The sequence below is a fragment of the Asticcacaulis sp. MM231 genome, assembly GCF_964186625.1.
Classification (GTDB): Bacteria; Pseudomonadota; Alphaproteobacteria; order Caulobacterales; family Caulobacteraceae; genus Asticcacaulis.
Window position 1 is genome coordinate 1,535,998 of sequence record NZ_OZ075108.1, and the last position, 20,483, is coordinate 1,556,480.

Below are 20,483 nucleotides of genomic sequence, written 5' to 3' on the forward strand. Positions count from 1 at the left end.
GCAACAAAAACAACAACGAATGAAGACACATAAAAGACCAAGAGACTTACGCAAAAATGCGGAAAGGCCAAAGGCAAAGCCTTTTTCAGCAGACTGCTAGAGGAAGCCTTTGCGCGGGTTCGGCTGGCGGCCGGGCGCTAATCTGCTGCAATGCGGTGCTGTGTGATCGCCTCGCGCGTCATTTGAGAGACTTAAGTGACATATTCTTAACAATTGTTCATTTGTGATCACATTTTGGGATTGACAGCCGTCGCGTCCCGTATTCCTCTCAAGGTCCGGGGTTTCCCACCACACCATATATCGCCCTCAAGCAACGACGTGACAGGGCAAGCAAACTGGAGACTGGCTTATGAGTTCAAGAACTTCAAGACGCTCGCTTTTGACAGCCCTTGGGGCTGCCGCCGTGGGGATCAGCTTTGGTGCCGCCGGCTGCTCGAAGCACGGTGAAAAGGCCGGTGGGGCCTCCGCGGAAGAGCCGACGCTGAACTTCTACAACTGGGACACCTATATCGGTGAAACCACTCTGGCCGACTTCAAGGGCGCCAGTGGCATCGACGTCAAGATGACCCTCTTCGCCACCAATGACGAACTGTTCGCCAAGATGAAGACCGGCAATTCCGGCTATGACGTCATCGTGCCGTCGAACGATTTCGTGACGCGCCTGTCGGAATCGGGCCTGCTGCTGCCGCTCGATCACGCCAAGCTGCCGAACCTCAAGAACATCGATCCGGCCTTCATGAACCCCGACTACGACCCGGGCCGCAAATGGTCGGTGCCCTATACCTGGCTGGTGCTTGGCATCGGCTATCGCAAGTCGAAGATGAAGGATATGGGGGGCGGCAACAAGATCCCCAACTCGTGGAAATGGGTGTTCGATTCCGACCTCTACAAGGGCAAGATTGCTCTCCTGTCAGAAGCCGGCGACCTGATGCGCCTGGCCGCGAAATATCAGGGCCATTCGGTCAACGGCATTACGCCGGAGATCATTGCCAGCGTCGAGAAGATGCTGACCAAGCAAAAGCCCAATGTCCACGCCTTCCACAGCGACGATGGCCAGGATATGCTGCTGTCGAAGGAAGTCGATATCGTCATCGAATATAATGGCGACATCGCGCAGGTCATGACCGAGGACAAGGATATCGATTTCGTTATCCCGAAGGAAGGCAGCCAGCTTAATTCGGACACCTGGTGTATCCCGAAGGACGCCCCACGGCCTGACAACGCGCACAAGTTTATCAACTACATGATGGACGCCCAGGCCGGTGCTGAAATCTACAAGACGATCCTTTACCCGACGCCGAACGCCGCCGCCAAGGCGCTGATGCCGGACAGCTACAAGAACAATCCGGTCATCTTCCCGCCGGCTGATCTGCTGGCCAAGTGCGAATACGCCAAGTTCGATCAGAAAACGGCTTCCGAGTTTGAAGAAGCCGTGACGCGCATGCGCGCCAGCTAAGAAACAGGTGCGTCCCGAGTGATCGGGACGCACTTTTTTTGTTCAGTATTGAGGGGATAAGATGGAACAGAGTTGGCGACAGGCGAAAACTATTTTCGTGACCATGATCAGCGCGCCGCTGTTCTGGCTTGTCTTCTTTTTCTTCATTCCGCTGGGCATTGTGTGGCTCTACAGCTTCGGTGAAAACCGTGGCCTGATCGATATCGCCTTTACCGGCACCTGGTCCAACTATGCTCACGCCCTGGATGATCCCTATCCGGGCATTTTCTGGAAATCGATCTGGATCGCCGGACTTACGACCTTTCTTTGCCTTGTCATCGGCTTCCCGGTGGCCCTGGCCATCACCTTTGCGCCCGACAAGGCGAAATCCTGGCTACTTCTGGCGGTGATGCTGCCGTTCTGGACCAATCTGCTGATCCGCACATACGCCCTGATCGCCGTTTTGCGCACCGAGGGCTATGTCAACATGACCTACCACTGGCTGTTCGATCTGACCAACAAGGTGGCGGGTGGCGCGCTGGGCGACTTCACGCCGCTGGCCTTGCTGCACAATAATTTCGCCGTCGTTTTCGGTCTGGTCTTCGTCAACCTGCCGTTCATGATCCTGCCGCTCTATTCGACGCTCGACCGCATGGATCGCTCGCTGCTGGAGGCCTCGCTTGACCTTGGTGCCGGTCACATCAGCACCCTGTTCAATGTTGTGGTGCCGTTGGCGGGCGCAGGCATCATGTCGGGCATTCTGATCACCTTCATCCCGGCGCTGGGCTCCTATCTGACACCTGACCTGCTCGGCGGACCGGATTCGCAGATGATCGCCAACATCATCGAGAGCCAGTTCAAACGCGCCAACAACTGGCCGTTCGGCGCCGCGCTCAGCTTTATTCTGGTCTATCTGACTTTTATCGGCATCGCCTTGCAGGGCCTTATTGAACGCAAGGACAAGGGGAGGGCCGCCTGATGACCTCGACCACCACCGCAAAAATACGAAAGATACCACCCGGACCGCTCGAATATCTGCGCCGCTGGCCGCTGCAGGCCTGGCTGGTACTCGTCGGCATCTTCCTCTACGCCCCGCTCGTCAGCCTGATGGCGTTCAGTTTCAACGATTCCAAGCGCAATATCGTCTGGCAGGGCTTCACGCTGAAATACTACGTGAAGGCGCTGAACAACGACAGCCTAATCACCGCCTTCGGTAATTCGATGACGATTGCGCTATGCTCGACCGTCATCTCGGTGGTTATCGGCGCCATGGCCGCTATCGTTTTGTGGCGTTTCCGCTTCGTCGGTAAGACGGCCTTCAATGCCGGCCTGGCCATCCCGATCGTCGTGCCCGAAATCTGCATGGGCGTGGGGATGCTGGTCTTTTTCGCCAAGGTACTGCCATGGCCGCATAACCTGCCGTGGCCGCTCGATCTCGGTAATATCATCATCGCCCACGTCTCCTTCTCCTTCCCGTTTGTCGCCGTCGTGGTGCGTGCGCGTCTGGCGTCGTTCAACCGTGAACTGGAAGAGGCCGCCAAGGACCTCGGCGCCTCGGAATTCCGCGCCCTGATGGATGTGGTGGTGCCGCATATTCAGCCGTCGCTGATCGCCGGTGGCCTGCTGGCCTTTACCCTGTCGCTCGATGATTTCGTCATCACCTTCTTCACGGCGGGGCCGGATACCATCACCTTCCCGGTTAAGGTCTACTCCATGGTGCGTTTCTCGGTTACGCCCGAGGTCAACGCCGCCTCGACCATCCTCATCGTGATCACCGTCCTGCTCACCTTCCTCGCGCTTAAATTCCAGGGCTCCGGCGCCCTGACCGCCGGTCACGGCGCAGACGATAAATAGGGGTCCCATGTCCGCTCAACCGATCATCAGCTTTCAGAATGTCAGCAAACGCTTCGGCAAGACGACCGCCGTCGACGATGTGTCCCTAACCATCCATGAGGGCGAATTCTTTTCGCTGCTTGGGCCTTCGGGCTGTGGCAAGACCACGCTCCTGCGCATGTTGGCCGGCTTTGAAATGCCGACCGAAGGGCATATTCTGATTGATGGCAAGGATGTCAGCCTGACGCCGCCGAACCAGCGTCCGGTCAATATGGTGTTCCAGTCCTATGCTGTCTTTCCGCACATGACCGTACTCGACAATGTTGCCTACGGCCTGAAAATGGACGGGGTAGGGTCATCTGAACGCCGTGACCGCGCCGAAGAAGCGCTGGGCCTCGTGCAACTGGCCGGCTTTGGTGCGCGCAAGCCCGATCAGTTGTCGGGCGGTCAACGTCAGCGCGTGGCTCTGGCGCGGGCGCTGGTGAAGAAGCCTCGCGTCCTGCTGCTTGATGAACCCCTGTCGGCGCTTGACGCCAAGCTGCGCGACGCCATGAGGTCGGAACTGACCAGCCTGCAACAGAGGGTCGGCATCACCTTCATTATGGTCACGCACGATCAGGACGAGGCCCTGGCCATGGCGACGCGCTGTGCGGTCATGAACCGCGGCCTGCTGCAACAGGTGGCGACGCCGTCTGATCTGTACGAATTCCCCAATTCGCGCTTCGTGGCCGATTTCATCGGCAGCGTGAACATGTTCGAGGGCACGCTCGATGTCGACGAGCCCGATCATGCCATCGTCAACACGACCGAGGCCGGGCCGGTCTATCTCGATCACGGCGTCACTGGCGCCACGGGCACAACGGTCTGGGCGGCCGTGCGTCCGGAAAAGATCGAGATGCACAAGCGCACTGAAACGCCGCCCCAAAATCTCCCTCCAAAGGTCGATGATGCGCCGGAAGGCTATAATGTCATCGCTGGCGTGGTGAAGCACATGGTCTATCTCGGGTCTGAGACCAATTACGAGGTCGAGATTGCGGGGGGCAAGCTGATCAAGGTGGTGCGCCCCAACCTGACGCGCTGGGATCAGGAAGACTTTGAACTGGGTGAGCCGGTATGGGTCAGTTTCCACGCCTGCTCGCCGGCGGTGTTGCTGAGCTGATGAAGCCCATTGTCGGCATCATGGCGTGCAATCGCACGGTCGGGGTGGAAAACGCTCACGCGGTGATGGAGCGCTATGTCCGCGCTGCCGTGACCTATGGCGATTGCCATGCCCTGCTGATCCCGCCCATGGTCGACGGCTTTTCATCGGGCGCCTTGACGGCACGGCTGGACGGTCTGATGCTGACCGGCTCACCTTCCAATGTGCACTCCAATCTTTATGGCAGCGAAGGCGGCGATGGCCCTTTCGATGAAGGCCGTGACGCCGTGTCGCTCGGCATGATCGAATGTATGGTGACCATGGGCAAGCCGGTGTTCGGTATCTGCCGTGGCTTTCAGGAGATCAATGTCGTTCTCGGCGGCTCCTTGCGCCGCGATGTTGGCTATGGCGCGGAAAACGGGGCCAATGGCATCAGCCACCATGCGCCGGACGGCACGGCCTTTGATCAGCAGTTCGAGCATGTCCATGAGGTCGAGCTGATAGAGGGTGGTGTGCTCGAAGGCGTCTACGGCAGTGATCACTTGCGCGTCAATTCCGTGCACTATCAGGGTGTTGATCGGCTTGGCGAAGGCCTGATGGTCGAGGCGGTTGCGCCCGATGGACTGATCGAGGCGTTCAGCGCCAATATCGCCGGCTGTCAGGTTCTGGGTGTGCAATGGCATCCGGAATGGCAGGCGGACCGGCATCCGGAAAGCCAGGCCTATTTTCACATGATGGGGCAGGTCCTGCGCGGTATGCCTCTGCGTTGATCGCGCTTTGTTGATGCAAAATTGTGATCACAATATTTGACTTTTGCCGTAATTTCGATGAAATAGGCGGTAATCATATCGCTATCGCTGCCGCTTTAAGGCTGAGCGAGCCCGCTTCGAGGAATTTCCGCATGAACGCTCCCGCAAAACCGCCTGTGCGCAACTATGACATGAACGAGCTGAAGAAGCTCGACATGGCGCACCATCTGCCGGCGCAATCCGATTACAAGCTCCAGCATGAACTGGGCGGCTCGCGCATCATCACCCGCGCCGACGGCGTCTTCATAACCGACGCTGAGGGCAAGTCCCTCCTCGACGGCATGGCCGGCCTGTGGTGCGTTAATGTCGGCTATGGCCGCGAGGAACTGGCCCGCGTCGCCTATGAGCAAATGCTGGAACTGCCCTACTACAACACCTTCTTCAAGACGGCGACGCCGCCGCCGGTCAAACTGGCTGCCAAGATCGCCGAGAAGATGGCCCTGTCGAACCCCGATCTGACTCACGTCTTCTTCAACAGCTCCGGCTCCGAGGCCAACGACACCATCTTCCGTCTCGTGCGTTATTACTGGGAGCTCAAAGGTGAGCCGGAACGCACCGTCTTTATCTCGCGCAAGAACGCCTATCACGGCTCGACCGTCGCCGGCGCCTCGCTCGGCGGCATGACCTTCATGCACGCTCAAGGCGGCCTGCCGATTCCCGGCATCGAACACGTCGAGCAGCCTTACCACTTCGGCGAAGGCTTCGGCGAAGATGAGGACGCCTTCGCCACCCGCGTCGCCAATTCGATCGAGGAGCGCATCCTGGCCGTCGGGCCGGAAAAGGTAGCCGCCTTTATAGGTGAGCCGGTGCAGGGCGCCGGTGGCGTTATTGTTCCGCCGGCCTCCTATTGGCCAAAGGTCGAGGCCATCTGCCGCAAATATGGCATCTTGCTGATCTGTGATGAAGTCATCTGCGGTTTTGGTCGTCTCGGCCATTGGTTCGGCCATCAGCATTATGGCATCAAGCCGGATCTGATCGCCATGGCCAAGGGCATGTCGTCGGGCTATCTGCCGATTTCGGCCGTGGGCGTGTCAAAAAAGATCGTCGATGTGTTGCTGGAAAAGGGCGGTGATTTTGTCCACGGCTATACCTATTCCGGCCACCCGACCTGTGCCGCCGTATCTCTGGCCAATATCGGGATCATGGAAAACGAAGGCCTGATCGAGCGCACGCGCGACGTGACAGGCCCCTATCTCGCCAAGGCTTTGAAGCGTCTGGATGCGCATCCGCTGGTGGGCGAAGCCCGGTCGCTCGGCCTGATCGGCGCCGTTGAGATCGTGTCTGAAAAGGGTACGAACAAACGCTTCAAGGGCGCGGAGGGTACCGCCGGTCCGATCGTGCGCGATCTTTGCATCAAAAACGGGCTGATGGTGCGTGGCATCCGCAATTCCATCGTCATGTGTCCGCCGCTGATCATCACAGAGGCGGAGATCGACCAGATTGTCGATACCATCGAAAAGTCGCTCAACGAAGCCGAACCGATCCTGCGCGCCTTATGATGCGTGTCGCAGGGCTCGTCGTCGCCGGTCTGCTGCTTGCCGGCAGCGCATCGGCGCATGATATTTTTTTCGGCACTCTGGAAAAGGACGGCGGCAAGCTGATCCTGTCGCGTTGCGATCTTGGCGACACCCGTTATGAACTGCGTGATGATTCCGAAGATGACGCGCCGGTCGCTGACTGGCTGAAACGCGATATCGTCAAGCCGACGCAGGCCTCGGTCTTTGGATCCGTCGAGGAAGAGGGCGACACCTATATCCTGACTGTTATGGCGATCGATGACGTCAAGCCGGGTGTCAATTGTCACCTCAGCGATGCGCTTGACCAAATGACGCTTCAGAAATAGGTCCGTCTCAGGGCTTTTGCACGATGACGCCATACCAGCCGAGCCCGGCATAGGTCTCGTAACCGGGTGTGCGATGATAGGCGATCATGGTGCCTGAGGCTTCGGTATAATGCCCGAACACGCGGCCTTCGCTGCGCAGGGCTATGCGATCCTGCAGAATGCCGCGGCCATCGGAAGCCGCTATGATCAGGCCTTGCGCATCAACCAGCAGGGCGCGAGTGCGCTTGCGCTCGTCTTCGGAAAGCCGCACGCCCTCGGTGATGGCGCGCGCCTGTGGCTGCCAGTCGAAATGTACGCCCAGAACACCGAGCAATTCGCCAGACGCATCGCCATGCGCACGCACACCGGTGGCATAGGTGGCGACCTGTGCGCCGTTGAGCAAGGGCTCTGTCGAGATATCAGCAACGGCGAATTCATTGCCGCTGGCCAGTTTGCGGGCACGCGTGAACCAGGCGCCTGAGGCGACATTGGCGCCCTTAGCGCTGTAGAGGTCCGGTCGGCCATTGGCGATAATGTTGCCATTCAGATCGCACAACCATAGATCGAGATAGACCGTATAGGCGTCGAGAATAACGCCGAGGCGGCGCGAGGCATGGCCATGACGAGCGTGATCGGCAGCGGCCTCGACCATGGCGGCGTCGGTCGCCCACCAGCGGACATCGCAGGTGCGCTCATAGAGGTTGCGGTCGATCAGTTCGATGGCGTTGCGCGCCAGATCGACCAGACGCGCACCCTGGTTCTGGCGCGCCATGTCTTCGGTCAGCCGTTCAAGCGATGCGATTTCGTGGCCCAGATTCGTGGCCATGATGTTGGTGATGGTCTCGACCTGAGTGGATATCTGGCGCACCTCGTCGGCGACCACGGCGAAACCGGCGCCCATTTCGCCAGCGCGCTTGGCTTCGATCAGGGCGTTGAGCGCCAGAATGCGCAACATGCCCGTCACACCCTTGATATCGCGCAGGTTTTCCGACGTCACCGACTTCGCCTTAGCCGTGTGCTCGATAATGTCGCGAACGCTGACCGTTTGCATGACGTCTCCCAGGCCGGTAGATAATAACCGGTTTTGGATGCCGCAATTCAGTTAATGGTGTCTGAATTTTACCCTGAATGTAACGCAATGTGTCGAAGTATGCCGTCGATTTGATCTCACAGGCAACTATTTGCTCAATTGGTTTGAAGTGGTCTCATCTTACAGGCGGTCGCGCAAGGCGTAATAGCTTAGGCCGGCGACGAGGGCCGGCCAGCGCAGCAGGCGGCCGCCGAAGAAGGCTGGTGTCGGCAGGCGGCTCAACAGGCTGACATCATGGTCATTACCGGTGATGGCGCGCGCCAGCAGACGGCCGAAATAGGGCGCCAGCACCACGCCCTGTCCGCTATAGCCGGCCGAGGCGTAGACATTGGGTACCAGATTGCGTACGAAGGGCGCTCGGCTCATGGTGATGGCCAGGGTGCCGCCCCAGCCGTGCGAGATTTTGACCTCGCCAAGCTGAGGGTAAACCTTCAGCATATTGTTGCGCACGAAGGCCTTGATGTCTTTCGGGAACCAAGGCGTGTAGTTTTCACCTCCACCGAACAACAGCCGGTTATCGGGCGTCTTACGCCAGTAATTGACGACAAAGCGCGAATCTGCCGCGGCGTAATCGTTCGGCAGGATGGCGGGATCATCGAGCGGTTCAGTGGTCAGGATGAAGTTGTTGATCGGCATGACATGGCTGTCGATTTCCTCCGACAGGCCTTCCATATAGCCGTTGCCGCAGATCAGCAGGCGTTGACAGGTGACGGTGGCGCCGTTGTCGAGATGCAGATGGATGCCCTTGGCTATTTTGCGGTAACTTATGACGTGGCTATTCTCGAACAGCCGGGCGCCGAGATCTGTCGCGGCGCGCGCCAGGCCTTGCGCCAGTTTGAGCGGATGAAGATGGCCGCCCCCGCGATCGAGCGTGCCGCCGTAATAGACATCGGTGCCGAGTTCGTCGGCCACCTGCACCTTGTCGAGCAGGGTAACCCTGTCGTAGCCGTATCTGGCGACAAAATCGACATAAGCCCGATCATCGGGTTCATAGGCAGGTTTGTGCCAGGCATGGACAAGGCCGGGCTTGAGGTCGCAGTCTATGCCGTGGGTGCGGATGAGGTCATACAGGCTGGTCTTGGCGTCTTCCGACATGTCCCAGAGCTGGCGCGCCTGATCAGCGCCGAAGAGGGCTTCCAGACGTTCCGGATCGACGCGCTGGCCGGTATGGATCTGCCCGCCGTTGCGACCAGAGGCGCCGGAGCCTATCTGCGCCGAATCGAGCACGGTGACGTCGATCTTCTTGCCAGCCAGTTCGATGGCGGCGCCAAGCCCGGTGTAGCCGCCGCCGATGATGCAGACATCGGTGTGGTGCGCGCCGCTGAGCGCGTGGTAGGCGGGGGCGCTCGCGGTGGCGGCGTACCAGGAATCGGAAGGATGGCCGGTGTTTTTCATGAAAATTCGGCTCTTCGTTCAGCCGTTTTGCCCCTCACCCCAGCCCTCTCCCCGCAGGCAGGGAGAGGGGGCAGTATGGCGCCGTATGCCCCCTCTCTCCCGTTTTAACGGGGAGAGGGCTGGGGTGAGGGGCTGCTTACTTACACATTCAGCAGCAGGAATTCGCGTTCCCACGGGCTGATGGTCTGCATGAACGTCTCGTACTCGTGCAGCTTGACGCGCGAATAGGCGGTGACAAATTGCGGGCCGAGAATGTCAATGATGGGCTGAGAACGCTCCAGCTTGATAATGGCCTGTACCAGCGAATAGGGCAGGTCGCCTTGCGGCAAGGTGGCGGCGTCCTTATCGACCGGATCGGCGGGGGTCATCTTGTCGACCATGCCGAGATAGCCGGAGGCGAGCACAGCGGCGATGGCCAGATACGGATTGGCATCGGATGACGGAATCCGGTTTTCAAGGCGGCGATTGGCGGGGTTGGAGGGCGGTACGCGCAGGCCCGCGGTGCGGTTGTCATAGCCCCACTGCGTATTGACCGGGGCGCCGGAGCCCTTGGCGAGGCGGCGATAGGAGTTGACGTAAGGCGCGAGCAGCGAGGTGATGGCCGGCATGTACTTCTGCTGGCCGGCGATGAAGTTGAAGAAGGCCGGGGTGGGTTCGCCTGTTTCCGGATTGGAAAACAGGTTCTGCCCGGTTTTGGCATCGACGATCGACTGGTGGATGTGCATGGCCGATCCGGGCTCATTGGCCATCGGCTTGGCCATGAAGGTGGCGTAGATATCGTGCTCCAGCGAGGTTTCCTTGATGGTGCGCTTGAACATCAGAACCTGATCCGCCAGTTCAAGCGGATCGCCGTGCAGCAGGTTGATTTCCATCTGCGCCACGCCGGATTCGTGGATCAGGGTATCGATTTCGAGCCCCTGACTTTCGGAATATTCGTACATGTCCTCGAACAGGGCATCGAATTCATTGACCGCAGAGATCGAATAGCCCTGACGGCCGGTTTCCGGACGGCCGGAGCGACCGATCGGCGGCTTGAGCGGATAGTCGGGGTCGATGTTCTTCTCGACCAGATAGAATTCCAGTTCCGGCGCGATCACCGGCTTCCAGCCCTTGGCTTCGTAATAGCCCAGAACGCGGCGCAGCACTTGGCGCGGGCTTTCCTCGACCGGACGGCCATCGGGATGGAAGGCGTCGTGTATCACCTGCGCGGTCGGGTCATGCGCCCAGGGCACGGCGGCGAGGGTGGCGAAATCGGGCTTGAGGAAGATGTCGGTGTCGGATTGCACGGTGCCGACCACGCCCTCAAGATCGGGGTAGTCGCCGGTGATGGTCTGATAGAAAACCGCCAGCGGCAGGTTCATATAGGGGGTATTGAGGAACTTCTTCGACGGCATGATCTTGCCGCGCGCCACGCCGGCGAGATCGGGCACCATGCACTCGATTTCCTCGATATTCTGGCTGGCGAGCCAGGCGCGCGCCTCTTCCAGATCTTTCGCGCCGCGCTTGGCAAACGTCACCTTACGTTTGCTCTTGGATTTCATGTAGTTGTCGTGTGACATGTTGAATCGTCTTTATGGCTTATTGGTCATATGGATCAGAAACCAGCCAGAACGCTTTTGGAAATGACAAAAGCGCGACGAGGTCCACGGCCATGAGTTTTAAGCGGCCGCCGGGGTATTCTGACGAATTGTGATCACAATATGCGCGTTTTCGAGCCTTGGCAAGCGGCTGTTTCGTGAGTCGCCCGTGATCCGGCTTGCCTGCCCGCGACGCGGGCGTTAGGGGATACGGATGATCATTGAGATATCCGACCCGCATGATGAACGCCTTGACCTTTACCGCGATGTGAAGGACCGCGACCTGACCGACCGTGAGGGACTTTTCATGGCCGAGGGCAAGGTGGTGCTGGAGCGCCTGTTTTCGTCGCCTCTGGCGCAGACCGTCAGTGTCCTGACCACGCCGGAGCGTCTGAAAGGTTTGGCGCATCTGCCTGAGGCTCCGGTCTATGTCGTGGCGCAAGACCTGATGGATGACCTGGCGGGCTTTCCGATCCATCGCGGCTATCTGGCGCTGGGACGTTATGCGCCGCCGAAGTCGCTGAGCGAGATACTGGCGGGCGAGCGTGTGCGGGTTGTGGTGCTGTCCGGAATCGCCAATACCGACAATATGGGTGGACTGATGCGCAACGCGGCGGCTTTTGGCGTCGATGCGGTGATTCTAGAATTCCACCTGCTGCGACGCGCTTTACCGGAAAGCCATCCGCGTCAGTGTCGGCGGCGTGTTGCAGGTGCCGCACTATCGCGTCAAAACTCTGCTTGAGACCTTGCGCGCCCACGACCTGACGCCTTACGCGCTTAGCCCATCCGGCGCGGTGACGCTGGATGAGGTCAGGCCAGCCGCGCGATCCGCCATGCTATTCGGCGCCGAAGGACCGGGGCTTTCAACTGAGGTTATGGCCGTCTGCACGACGGTGCGCATCGAGATGAGCGGCGGCTTCGATAGTCTGAATGTGGGCAGCACCAGCGGAATTGTCCTTTACCACATGTGCCGGTAGGATTATCCTTCTCAAAAAGGGGAGGGACTATGAAATACTTTATCTGCGTGACGGCTGTGCTTGCCGCTTTATCATGTGTTGGTACTGTCGGTGCAACGACCTTTTTCCCAGCGGAAATGAAGTGTCCTGTGGGTGGGAAAACCTTCAAATATCAGGCCATAGGGTCGAATTCCTACTGGGGATCACGTCCCGATGGCAGGCCTTATTCTCCCATGCCGGTGACGCCGATGCCTGAATGTCCGGACAACTATCTTGTTGTGTATCGGGAGTTTACACCTGAGGAGATCGGCAACCTCAAGACGCTTCTACAGTCTCCCGGCTATCTGGCTTTAATGGACAGACCTCAAGTTTATCGAGCCGCCTGGTTGGAAAAGTCCTTGAAGCCGCAATCGGAGTCGTATCCGTGGATGGTGCTTCAGGCGGCGTGGACTGAAAGCAATGGTTCACCGGCACGCGCGGGTTATCTCCGCGAATTTGCGCAAATCGCCGCTACAACACCTGTGAAAATTGAAAAAATGGACAGCATAGTCCTGCAAATGCGGGCCGCCAATGCGTGGCGGGAACTCGGTGACTTCGACACAGCGGCATCCACACTCGATGCCTTGCCGCTTGATGCCTTGGCGAAGGGCCTCCCTGATGATCCGGAGCTGATTAAAAAACTCAATGAAGAAGCGGGCACCCGTTGGAACATGCTTGATTACATCAAGCGTTTGCGCGTGGTAATTTCGCGCAAAGACTCCTCAGCGGAACCGCTCGATATGATTCCGCCGCGAGAAGCGGCATCGCAGTGTTTTTTCACCGCCGAGACGCTGACGGATTTTGGCAAAGCGTTCTGCCAATCTGAAGATATTAAAAAAGAAATCGAAGAAAGCCGGCAATACTGGGAGCCTCAAAAAGCCGAAATGGATAAAGCTGCCAAAAGGTAACACTACCGCCGCTGAAAGGCGTTATACGGTGACGGGCGTCACCGTGCGGCCGGCCTTGCCGAAGATGCGCAGATAACGCGCAATCTCGGCAGGTGCGCCGGTGGCCTTGGCCGGATTATCTGACAGCTTGACCGCCGGCCGGCCATCGGCCTCGGTCACCTTGCAGACCAGCGAGATCGGATCGAGGCCATGGCCGCCGGATGGCGCGCAGTCACGGAAATCATTGGTCAGATTGGTGCCCCAGCCAAAACTCATCCGCACCCTGCCATGGAAATGGCGGTAGGTCACTTCAATGCTGTTGACATCCATGCCGTCGGAAAAGATCAGCAATTTTTCGCGCGGATCGACGCCCTTCGATTGCCACCATTGGATAATCTGTTCGCCGCCGGCGATCGGCGGGGCGCTGTCCGGCCGGAAGCCGGTCCATGCCGCCAGCCAGTCCGGCGCGCGTTCAAGAAAGGCGGTGGTGCCGAAAGCATCGGGCAGGGCGATCCGCAGATTGCCGTCGTAGTGCGCCTGCCAGTCTTCCAGCACGCGATAGGGTGCCGAAGCCACGCCAGCGTCATCATCGGCCAGCGCTGCCAGCACCGTCGGCAGTTCGTGCGCATTGGTGCCGATGGCTTCGAGGTCGTTGTCCATGGCCAGCAGCACATTGGAGGTGCCGATAAAGCGCTTGCCTAAGCCTTCTTTCAGCGCCTCGACGCACCAGCGCTGCCACAGGAAGGAATGGCGCCGGCGGGTGCCGAAATCGGACACAACGAGATCGGGTAGGGCGCTTAGGCGCTCGACCTTGCCCCACAGTTTCGCCTTGGCGCGGGCATAGAGCACATCAAGCGCGAACCGGCCCTGACCGCGCATGGCGGCGCGGGAACGCAACTCGTTGATAATGGTGAGCGCCGGGATTTCCCACAGGGTGGTGTGCGTCCACGGGCCATGGAAGTGCAGGTTGTACTGGCCATCGACCTTGCGCAGCTCGTAATCCGGCAGACGAAAGTCCTTCAGCCAGGTCATGAAGTCCGGGCTGAACATCTGGGTCTTGCCATAGAAGGTGTTACCGGCCAGCCAGATCAGTTCCTTAGGCGCAAAGCGCAAGGTTCGGGCATGATCGAGCTGGGCGCGCAGTTCACCTTCGTCGATATCGTCGGCAATGCGAACGCTGCTGCGATTGACCAGACCAAACGTCACCGGCACCTCTGGGTAGAGGTGCCGGATCATCTGCAACATCAGCAGTTTGTAGAAATCGGTATCGAGCAGGCTGCGCACGATCGGATCGAGCCGCCAGTTATGGTCATAGGTGCGCGAGGCGATATCGGTGACGGCCATGGATCAGCCTTCGACCGACGTCTCCGGGCGAGCGCCACCATGCGCCAGTTCTTCATGCCAGACACCGTTGGTGTCTTCGTAAGAAATGCCGGTGTCGCTGCCCGGCGCGGTTTGTTCGCGGGCGACCTTGCGGGCAGCGGCCAGCGCCAGATCGTGGCTGGCGAAGGTTTCGGAGTAGGTGCCGTCGGCCTGATAGGCCCAGCCGCCGTCGTGCTGAACGACCTTGTAGATGACCTTCATCCCTAGATCTCCTGATTGTAATCCGTGATTTCCGGATACTTGGCCAGGCGCGGCTTCACTTCCTTGCGGAACAGGTCGCGCATATCGTCTTCCGAGCGCAGGGATTCAACGACGACAACCAGTTCCGGCTTGTTGCTTGAGGCGCGGACCAGAACCCACGAGCCGTCTTCGAGGTGGACGCGGGCGCCATTGACCGTGATGACTTCGGTCACCTTACGGCCGAGGATCGAACCGCCAGCGGCCAGCAGCTCTTCGTATTCCTTGACGATGCGTTCCAGCACTTCGTACTTCACTTCGTCGCCGCAGTGCGGGCTCATGGTCAGCGAGGTATAGGCCACCGGCAGGGCATTTTTCAGTTCAGAAAGCTTCTTGCCCGGATTGCGGTCGAGCATGGCCAGAATGGCTTCGGCAGCCTTGAGGCCATCGTCGTAACCGCGGCCAATCGGCTCGGCGAGGAAGAAGTGCCCCGACTTTTCGAAGCCGGCCAGCGCCTTCAGTTCAGCGGTCTTGCGCTTGATGTAGGAGTGCCCCGTCTTCCAGTAGACGGTGGTGGCGCCGTTCTTTTTCAGAATCTCATCGGTGGCGTAGAGGCCGGTCGATTTGACGTCGACCACGAAGGTAGCGTTCTTGTAGATGTCCGACAGGTCGCGCGCCAGCATCAGGCCGATCTTGTCGGCGAAGATTTCATTGCCCTCGTCATCGACCACGCCGCAGCGGTCGCCGTCGCCATCGAAGCCCAGCGCCAGATCGGCGCCGTGTTCTTTTACGGCCTTGGCCATGTCGAGCAGCATTTCGTGGTCTTCAGGGTTCGGGTTATATTTTGGGAAGGTCGAGTCGAGATTGGTGTCGAGTTCGATGACCTCGGCGCCCATGGCACGCAGGGTTTGCGGGGCGAAGGCGCCGGCCGTGCCGTTACCGCAGGCGCAAACCACCTTCAGCTTGCGCTTCAGGTGCAGCTTCGACGAGATTTCGTCCATGTAGCGCTGCTGCACGCCCTGGACCTGCTTGAGGCTGCCACCCGGACGCTCGACACCGAGGCCGCCCAGGACGATTTCCTTAAGGCGGGTCATTTCTTCCGGGCCGAAGGTGAGCGGCGCCTGGCAGCCCATTTTCACGCCAGTCCAGCCGTTATCATTGTGCGAAGCCGTGACCATGGCGACGCAGGCCGCGTCCTGATCGAACTGGGCGAAATAGGCGATCGGCGAGAGGCAGAGACCGATATCGATGACCTCGATACCGGCCTGCATCAGGCCGAGGATCAGGGCGTTCTTGATGTTGGTTGAATAGGAGCGGAAATCGTGGCCTGTGACGAGCTTAGGCGTGACGCCGCGCTCATAGATGTAGGTGCCAAGACCCAGACCCAGCGCCTGAATGCCGAGCAGGTTAATTTCCTTGCCGAAGACCCAGCGCGCGTCATATTCGCGGAAACCGGTCGCCTTGACGAGCGGGATAGTCTCAAAATCGTAGCTGTTTTCGGGAATGGCGGCTTTCGGCAGCATGGTCATTCAGGCAGTCCTCAGAAGGTTTGGCATGGAGAATGAACCCCCTATGCCATGTAAAAATATAAAGATGCAAAGCGATGTTTGAGGCCCTAGGTTGAGCCGGCAAGCTTTACTGGAAAAAGGGCAGAAGTGCTTCACGCGCAGCCGCGCCGAGTTCGGGGTTTTTCAGCGCCAGGGCTACATTGGCGCGCAGCAGGCCGATCTTGTCACCGCAGTCATAGGTGACGCCGTCATATTCGAGCGCATGGAAATCCTGGCTTTCCATCAGGCGGAACATCGAATCGGTAAGCTGGATCTCGTTGCCGGCGCCCCTTTCCTGATCGGCCAGAAGCGCGAAGATTTCCGGCTGCAGGATATAGCGTCCCGACACAATCAGGTTGGAAGGCGCGGCGCCCCTGGAGGGCTTTTCGACCATGCCGGTCATCTTGTTGAGGCGGCCGTTCTGGCTTTCCAGAGCGACCACACCATACTGATGCGTCTGGTCGTGCGGCACGGCTTCGACGACAATGATATTGCCGCCGACCTGCTCGTGGGCGTCGATCGCCTGTTTCAGCGCCGGCACCTCGGCGTCCATCACCATATCAGGCAGGATGACGGCGAAGGGCTCGTCACCAACGATATCACGGGCGCACCAGACGGCGTGACCAAGACCCAGCGGTTGCATCTGGCGCACGAAGCTCATCTCGCCGGGCTTGGGCAGTTCGGCCAGAAGCTCGTTGAGAATGGCGATCTTGTTCTTGGCGGCGAGTTGAGCTTCCAGTTCGATCTGGTGATCGAAATAGTCCTCGATGGCGCCCTTGGCGCGGCCGGTGACGAAAATAAAGTGCTCGATGCCCGCGGCGCGCGCTTCAGCGACCACATAGGAGAGAATAGGGCGATCAACGACATTGAGCAGTTCCTTGGGAACCACCTTGGTACCGGGCAAGACACGGGTGCCGAGACCGGCGACCGGTACGACCGCTTTACGAACGCGCTTTTGTGACACATGAACCTCGAAGCAAGTGAAGCCAACCCCTTTTCAGGTGTTTCGCCTCAGGTGATAAACCAGCGCCCCGTTCCCCGGTGACACGTTAGTGTGCAGTTGCACAAAAAAGCAACAGCCCTCTGATACGATTCACCTATATCATGATTATTTAAGAGCTGTGAATGGGCTAAAAATTAGCCGATCCGTCTGAAATTTTAAAGATAAATCATAAAGCTTGCGCGACAGGCTCCTGACTCGCACCGTGAATAATAAAATTTGTTGTATTTAATCAGATGTGCCTGGCTTTAGCCCTTGCAAGGTCATCCATTGTATTATTTATGAATAAAAAAAACAGGCTTTTCTGGCCATATTTGGGAGCAGACCTATGGATTTCATGACAAAATGGCGTGGTGGGCTAATCGCCGCCCTGCTGATGCCCCCGGCCTTGATGGCAGGGCACGTCTCAGGCCATGAAACGCTTGGCCTTGACGCGCCGAAGCCGCAGATCGCGCTGACGCCGCCCATGGGGTGGAATTCGTGGAACAAGTTCGCCTGCAATATCGACGAGGCCAGGATTCGCGCCGTGGCTGATGCCATGGCGGCTTCCGGCATGAAGGACGCCGGCTACCAGTATATCGTTATCGATGATTGCTGGCAGAAGGACCGCGCCGCCGATGGCACCATTCAGGCCGATCCGGAGCGTTTTCCGTCCGGCATCAAGCATCTGGCCGATTATGTTCATGCGAAGGGACTGAAGTTCGGTCTCTATTCCGATGCCGGCGCCAAGACCTGCGGTGGCCGTCCGGGTTCGGCGGGCTATGAGTTTCAGGATGCCCGCACCTGGGCGTCCTGGGGCGTTGACTATGTCAAGTATGACTGGTGCTACACCGGCACGCGCAATGCCGAGGCCGCCTATACCCTTATGGCCAAAGCCCTGCGCGCTTCCGGCCGCGATATCGTGTTCTCGATCTGTGAGTGGGGCGATAACAAGCCGGCGGAATGGGCGGCGGGGGCCGGCCATCTGTGGCGTACCACCGGCGACATCCGCGATTCCTGGGACAAGGACGAAGGCTACAGCCACGGCTTCCTGTGGATACTCGACCACAACGCCGACCTGTGGAAGAATTCGGGGCCTAATCAGTGGAACGACCCGGACATGCTTGAAGTCGGTAACGGCGGCATGACGGACGTGGAATACCGGTCGCACTTCTCATTGTGGGCCATGCTGGCAGCGCCCCTGATCGCCGGTAACGACCTCTCGACCATGGACAAGGCGACGGTGTATATCCTGACCAATAAAGACGTCATCGCTGTCGATCAGGACAAATTGGGCCAACAGGGGCGTCGCGTCAGCCAGAATGGCGATCTTGAGGTTTGGGTGCGTCCACTTAGCGGTGGTGATCGCGCCGTGGTGCTGTTCAATCGTGGCGCGGAAGCCAAAACCATGTCGGTCGATTGGGAAGCCCTGCAATTGCCGGCGGGCATGAAGGCAACGGTCAAGGACCTGTGGTCGAAACAGGTGAAGAAGGGCGTCAAGAGCGGTTACAGCGCCGAGGTCGCGCCACACGGCGTGGTCATGATCCGCATCACGCCAACGGTTTAAGGGAGCGCCTGCTTCGCCCTTAAAGCTTTCAGTGGGGAGGGGCGCAGCGCTGCACGCGCGGTAAGAGCTATTTCTTCTTATCTTGGGCGTTGCAAGGCTCTCCAGATAAAATGCGGTTCTGTGTCTGTTTAGTCCTAGGGGGTGCATGAGCGTGGATAAATCCCGTTGCGTTCGGTTGCGTGGCGGGGGTATTGCCGCTAAAGCACGGCCATGCTCCGTATCACCGAACTGAAGTTGCCGCTCGATCACGCGCCCGAGGCCTTGCCCGCGGCCATCTGTCAACGCCTGAACATCGCGCCTGAAGATTTGATGGCGTTTGAGGTCGTGCGCCGGGCCCACGATGCGCGGAAGAAGTCGGCGATCCTGCTGATCTATTCGGTGGACGTGACGCTAAAGAACGAAGCCGAGGTTCTGGCGCGTATGAGCCATGAGCCAAGCGTGCGGATCACGCCGGATACTGAGTATCGCTTTATCGGCACCACGCTGGCCAACAGCGGCAAACAGCGCCCGGTGGTGATCGGCGCAGGCCCCTGCGGTATCTTCACCGCGCTGATCCTGGCCCAGATGGGGCTCAAGCCGATCATCCTTGATCGCGGCAAGGTGGTGCGTGAGCGCACCAAGGACACCTGGGGGTTGTGGCGTCGTGGCGAGCTTGAGCCGGAATCCAACGTCCAGTTTGGCGAAGGCGGCGCCGGTACCTTTTCCGACGGCAAGCTCTACAGCCAGATCAAGGACCCGCGGCATCTCAGCCGCAAGGTGTTGACCGAATTCGTCAAGGCCGGCGCCCCGCCGGAAATCCTGACCGAGGCCCATCCGCATATCGGCACCTTCCGTCTGGTCACCATGGTTGAGCATATGCGCCGGACCATCGAAGCCTTGGGGGGCGAATATCGCTGGCAGACTCGCGTCACCGATATCGACATCCATGTCGCATCCGATGGCACACGCAGCGTGCGCGGACTTCATCTCCATGGGGGCGGCTATCTCGAAGCCGATCAGGTCGTTCTGGCGGTCGGTCATAGCGCCCGCGATACGTTTGAGATGCTCCATGAACGCGGCGTCTTTATCGAGGCCAAGCCGTTTTCCATCGGCGTCCGCATCGAGCATCCGCAGTCCTGGATCGATCAGGCGCGCTTTGGGGCATGCGCCGGTCACCCCGATCTCGGCGCGGCGGCCTACACCCTGTCGCACCATTGCGCCAATGGCCGCACGGTCTACAGCTTCTGCATGTGCCCTGGCGGGCGCGTGGTGGCGGCGGCCTCGGAACCTGGCCGCGTCGTCACCAACGGCATGAGCCAGTATTCGCGCAAGGAGTTCAACGCCAATGCCGGCTTTGTCGTCGGCATCGATCCGGAGCGCGATTATCCTGGCCACCCGCTGGCCGGTGTTGAATTGCAGCGCCGACTGGAATTGCTGGCCTTTGTGGCTGGCGGTTCGGACTACAAGGCGCCGGGTCAGAAGGTCGGAGATTTCCTCAAAGGCCAGGCCTCGACCGAATTTGGCGAGGTTATGCCGTCGTATAAGCCGGGCGTTCACCTGACCGATCTCAGCGCCTGTCTGCCTGACTTCGCCATCGCCGCCATGCGTGAGGCGCTGCCGATCTTCGGCCGCCAGATCAAGCGTTACGACCATCCGGACGCCATGATGACCGGCGTGGAGACGCGCACCTCATCCCCCATCCGCATTACGCGCGGCAAGGATATGCAGAGCCTGAACATGCAGGGGCTATATCCGGCCGGCGAAGGCGCTGGCTATGCCGGCGGCATCCTGTCGGCGGCCATTGACGGCATCAAGATCGCCGAGGCTGTGGCGCAGGAATGGGTGGAGGTTGCTCCCTAAAGGCAGCGCG

Annotated in this window: 19 protein-coding genes; 12 read left to right on the forward strand and 7 right to left on the reverse strand. The window is 59.3% G+C overall.

All coding sequences use genetic code 11. The features are described from left to right. Positions 1–349 precede the first annotated feature (349 nt). From ABQ278_RS07520 to ABQ278_RS07550, 7 genes are all read left to right on the forward strand, one after another. Positions 350–1,456, forward strand: coding sequence for a spermidine/putrescine ABC transporter substrate-binding protein (locus ABQ278_RS07520; protein WP_349321926.1), 1,107 nt, complete (start codon positions 350–352; stop codon positions 1,454–1,456). Between the two features lie 61 nt (positions 1,457–1,517). Beyond that, the gene (locus ABQ278_RS07525; protein ID WP_349321927.1) at positions 1,518–2,414 is read left to right on the forward strand and encodes an ABC transporter permease; all 897 of its coding nucleotides are present in this window, start codon (positions 1,518–1,520) and stop codon (positions 2,412–2,414) included. Then, positions 2,414–3,289 (forward strand): ABC transporter permease, encoded by an 876-nt coding sequence (locus ABQ278_RS07530; RefSeq protein WP_349321928.1) that lies wholly within the window; start codon positions 2,414–2,416, stop codon positions 3,287–3,289. The genes ABQ278_RS07525 and ABQ278_RS07530 overlap by 1 nt, the downstream gene beginning before the upstream one ends. Positions 3,290–3,296: 7 nt before the next feature. Then, positions 3,297–4,427, forward strand: coding sequence for an ABC transporter ATP-binding protein (locus tag ABQ278_RS07535; protein ID WP_349321929.1), 1,131 nt, complete (start codon positions 3,297–3,299; stop codon positions 4,425–4,427). After that, the gene (locus ABQ278_RS07540; RefSeq protein WP_349321930.1) at positions 4,382–5,176 is read left to right on the forward strand and encodes a gamma-glutamyl-gamma-aminobutyrate hydrolase family protein; all 795 of its coding nucleotides are present in this window, start codon (positions 4,382–4,384) and stop codon (positions 5,174–5,176) included. Before ABQ278_RS07535 ends, ABQ278_RS07540 begins: the two co-directional genes overlap by 46 nt. Before the next feature lie 131 nt (positions 5,177–5,307). Beyond that, the gene (locus ABQ278_RS07545) at positions 5,308–6,714 is read left to right on the forward strand and encodes an aspartate aminotransferase family protein (RefSeq protein WP_349321931.1); all 1,407 of its coding nucleotides are present in this window, start codon (positions 5,308–5,310) and stop codon (positions 6,712–6,714) included. Next, positions 6,711–7,058: a hypothetical protein gene (locus tag ABQ278_RS07550; protein ID WP_349321932.1), complete on the forward strand. Its 348-nt coding sequence runs from the start codon at positions 6,711–6,713 to the stop codon at positions 7,056–7,058. Before ABQ278_RS07545 ends, ABQ278_RS07550 begins: the two co-directional genes overlap by 4 nt. A gap of 7 nt (positions 7,059–7,065) precedes the next feature. On the opposite strand, the gene ABQ278_RS07555 is transcribed toward ABQ278_RS07550, so the two are convergent. The 3 genes from ABQ278_RS07555 to ABQ278_RS07565 form a co-directional block, all read right to left on the reverse strand. After that, entirely contained in the window at positions 7,066–8,088 is a 1,023-nt protein-coding gene (locus tag ABQ278_RS07555) for a methyl-accepting chemotaxis protein (protein WP_349321933.1), read from the reverse strand. Between the two features lie 159 nt (positions 8,089–8,247). Next, positions 8,248–9,522: an FAD-binding oxidoreductase gene (locus ABQ278_RS07560; RefSeq protein ID WP_349321934.1), complete on the reverse strand. Its 1,275-nt coding sequence runs from the start codon at positions 9,520–9,522 to the stop codon at positions 8,248–8,250. A gap of 140 nt (positions 9,523–9,662) precedes the next feature. Beyond that, positions 9,663–11,063, reverse strand: a complete 1,401-nt coding sequence (locus ABQ278_RS07565) for a glutamine synthetase family protein (protein WP_349322121.1) — start codon at positions 11,061–11,063, stop codon at positions 9,663–9,665. A gap of 250 nt (positions 11,064–11,313) precedes the next feature. On the opposite strand from ABQ278_RS07565, the gene ABQ278_RS07570 reads away from it, so the two are divergent. Genes ABQ278_RS07570 through ABQ278_RS07580 form a run of 3 tightly spaced genes read left to right on the forward strand, consistent with a single transcriptional unit; the run spans position 11,314 to position 13,002 of the window. Beyond that, on the forward strand, positions 11,314–11,841 hold the full coding sequence (locus tag ABQ278_RS07570; protein ID WP_349321935.1) for a hypothetical protein: 528 nt from the start codon (positions 11,314–11,316) through the stop codon (positions 11,839–11,841). Next, a complete protein-coding gene (locus ABQ278_RS07575) occupies positions 11,810–12,076 on the forward strand; it encodes a TrmH family RNA methyltransferase (protein WP_349321936.1) in 267 nt (88 codons plus the stop codon). Before ABQ278_RS07570 ends, ABQ278_RS07575 begins: the two co-directional genes overlap by 32 nt. A 29-nt stretch (positions 12,077–12,105) precedes the next feature. Then, entirely contained in the window at positions 12,106–13,002 is an 897-nt protein-coding gene (locus ABQ278_RS07580; protein ID WP_349321937.1) for a hypothetical protein, read from the forward strand. Positions 13,003–13,023: 21 nt separating this feature from the next. Here ABQ278_RS07580 and pncB read toward each other — a convergent pair whose 3' ends face one another. The 4 genes from pncB to ABQ278_RS07600 all read right to left on the reverse strand — a co-directional run bounded on the left by pncB (position 13,024) and on the right by ABQ278_RS07600 (position 17,052). After that, on the reverse strand, positions 13,024–14,325 hold the full coding sequence (pncB, locus tag ABQ278_RS07585; RefSeq protein ID WP_349321938.1) for a nicotinate phosphoribosyltransferase: 1,302 nt from the start codon (positions 14,323–14,325) through the stop codon (positions 13,024–13,026). Positions 14,326–14,328: 3 nt separating this feature from the next. Continuing rightward, positions 14,329–14,565 carry a DUF2188 domain-containing protein gene (locus tag ABQ278_RS07590; protein ID WP_349321939.1) on the reverse strand — a complete coding sequence of 79 codons (237 nt, stop codon included), beginning with the start codon at positions 14,563–14,565 and terminating at the stop codon, positions 14,329–14,331. Positions 14,566–14,567: 2 nt separating this feature from the next. Beyond that, positions 14,568–16,070 (reverse strand): phosphomannomutase/phosphoglucomutase, encoded by a 1,503-nt coding sequence (locus ABQ278_RS07595; RefSeq protein WP_349321940.1) that lies wholly within the window; start codon positions 16,068–16,070, stop codon positions 14,568–14,570. Between the two features lie 106 nt (positions 16,071–16,176). Beyond that, the gene (locus tag ABQ278_RS07600; protein ID WP_349321941.1) at positions 16,177–17,052 is read right to left on the reverse strand and encodes a UTP--glucose-1-phosphate uridylyltransferase; all 876 of its coding nucleotides are present in this window, start codon (positions 17,050–17,052) and stop codon (positions 16,177–16,179) included. 364 nt (positions 17,053–17,416) lie between these two features. Here ABQ278_RS07600 and ABQ278_RS07605 point away from each other — a divergent pair, with 364 nt between their 5' ends. Then, the gene (locus ABQ278_RS07605) at positions 17,417–18,634 is read left to right on the forward strand and encodes a glycoside hydrolase family 27 protein (RefSeq protein ID WP_349321942.1); all 1,218 of its coding nucleotides are present in this window, start codon (positions 17,417–17,419) and stop codon (positions 18,632–18,634) included. Positions 18,635–18,844: 210 nt separating this feature from the next. Next, a complete protein-coding gene (locus ABQ278_RS07610; RefSeq protein WP_349321943.1) occupies positions 18,845–20,473 on the forward strand; it encodes an NAD(P)/FAD-dependent oxidoreductase in 1,629 nt (542 codons plus the stop codon). Positions 20,474–20,483: the final 10 nt, after the last annotated feature.

Excerpts from the sequence above, each read along its gene's own strand:
- ABQ278_RS07605 (WP_349321942.1), top strand. The coding sequence starts at position 17,417 with ATGGATTTCATGACAAAATGGCGTGGTGGGCTAATCGCCGCCCTGCTG.
- ABQ278_RS07520 (WP_349321926.1), top strand. The coding sequence starts at position 350 with ATGAGTTCAAGAACTTCAAGACGCTCGCTTTTGACAGCCCTTGGGGCT.
- ABQ278_RS07530 (WP_349321928.1), top strand. The coding sequence starts at position 2,414 with ATGACCTCGACCACCACCGCAAAAATACGAAAGATACCACCCGGACCG.
- ABQ278_RS07565 (WP_349322121.1), bottom strand. The coding sequence starts at position 11,063 with ATGAAATCCAAGAGCAAACGTAAGGTGACGTTTGCCAAGCGCGGCGCG.
- ABQ278_RS07525 (WP_349321927.1), top strand. The coding sequence starts at position 1,518 with ATGGAACAGAGTTGGCGACAGGCGAAAACTATTTTCGTGACCATGATC.
- ABQ278_RS07560 (WP_349321934.1), bottom strand. The coding sequence starts at position 9,522 with ATGAAAAACACCGGCCATCCTTCCGATTCCTGGTACGCCGCCACCGCG.
- ABQ278_RS07610 (WP_349321943.1), top strand. The coding sequence starts at position 18,845 with ATGCTCCGTATCACCGAACTGAAGTTGCCGCTCGATCACGCGCCCGAG.
- ABQ278_RS07540 (WP_349321930.1), top strand. The coding sequence starts at position 4,382 with ATGGGTCAGTTTCCACGCCTGCTCGCCGGCGGTGTTGCTGAGCTGATG.
- ABQ278_RS07550 (WP_349321932.1), top strand. The coding sequence starts at position 6,711 with ATGATGCGTGTCGCAGGGCTCGTCGTCGCCGGTCTGCTGCTTGCCGGC.
- ABQ278_RS07555 (WP_349321933.1), bottom strand. The coding sequence starts at position 8,088 with ATGCAAACGGTCAGCGTTCGCGACATTATCGAGCACACGGCTAAGGCG.
- ABQ278_RS07580 (WP_349321937.1), top strand. The coding sequence starts at position 12,106 with ATGAAATACTTTATCTGCGTGACGGCTGTGCTTGCCGCTTTATCATGT.
- ABQ278_RS07595 (WP_349321940.1), bottom strand. The coding sequence starts at position 16,070 with ATGACCATGCTGCCGAAAGCCGCCATTCCCGAAAACAGCTACGATTTT.
- ABQ278_RS07535 (WP_349321929.1), top strand. The coding sequence starts at position 3,297 with ATGTCCGCTCAACCGATCATCAGCTTTCAGAATGTCAGCAAACGCTTC.
- pncB (WP_349321938.1), bottom strand. The coding sequence starts at position 14,325 with ATGGCCGTCACCGATATCGCCTCGCGCACCTATGACCATAACTGGCGG.
- ABQ278_RS07570 (WP_349321935.1), top strand. The coding sequence starts at position 11,314 with ATGATCATTGAGATATCCGACCCGCATGATGAACGCCTTGACCTTTAC.
- ABQ278_RS07590 (WP_349321939.1), bottom strand. The coding sequence starts at position 14,565 with ATGAAGGTCATCTACAAGGTCGTTCAGCACGACGGCGGCTGGGCCTAT.
- ABQ278_RS07545 (WP_349321931.1), top strand. The coding sequence starts at position 5,308 with ATGAACGCTCCCGCAAAACCGCCTGTGCGCAACTATGACATGAACGAG.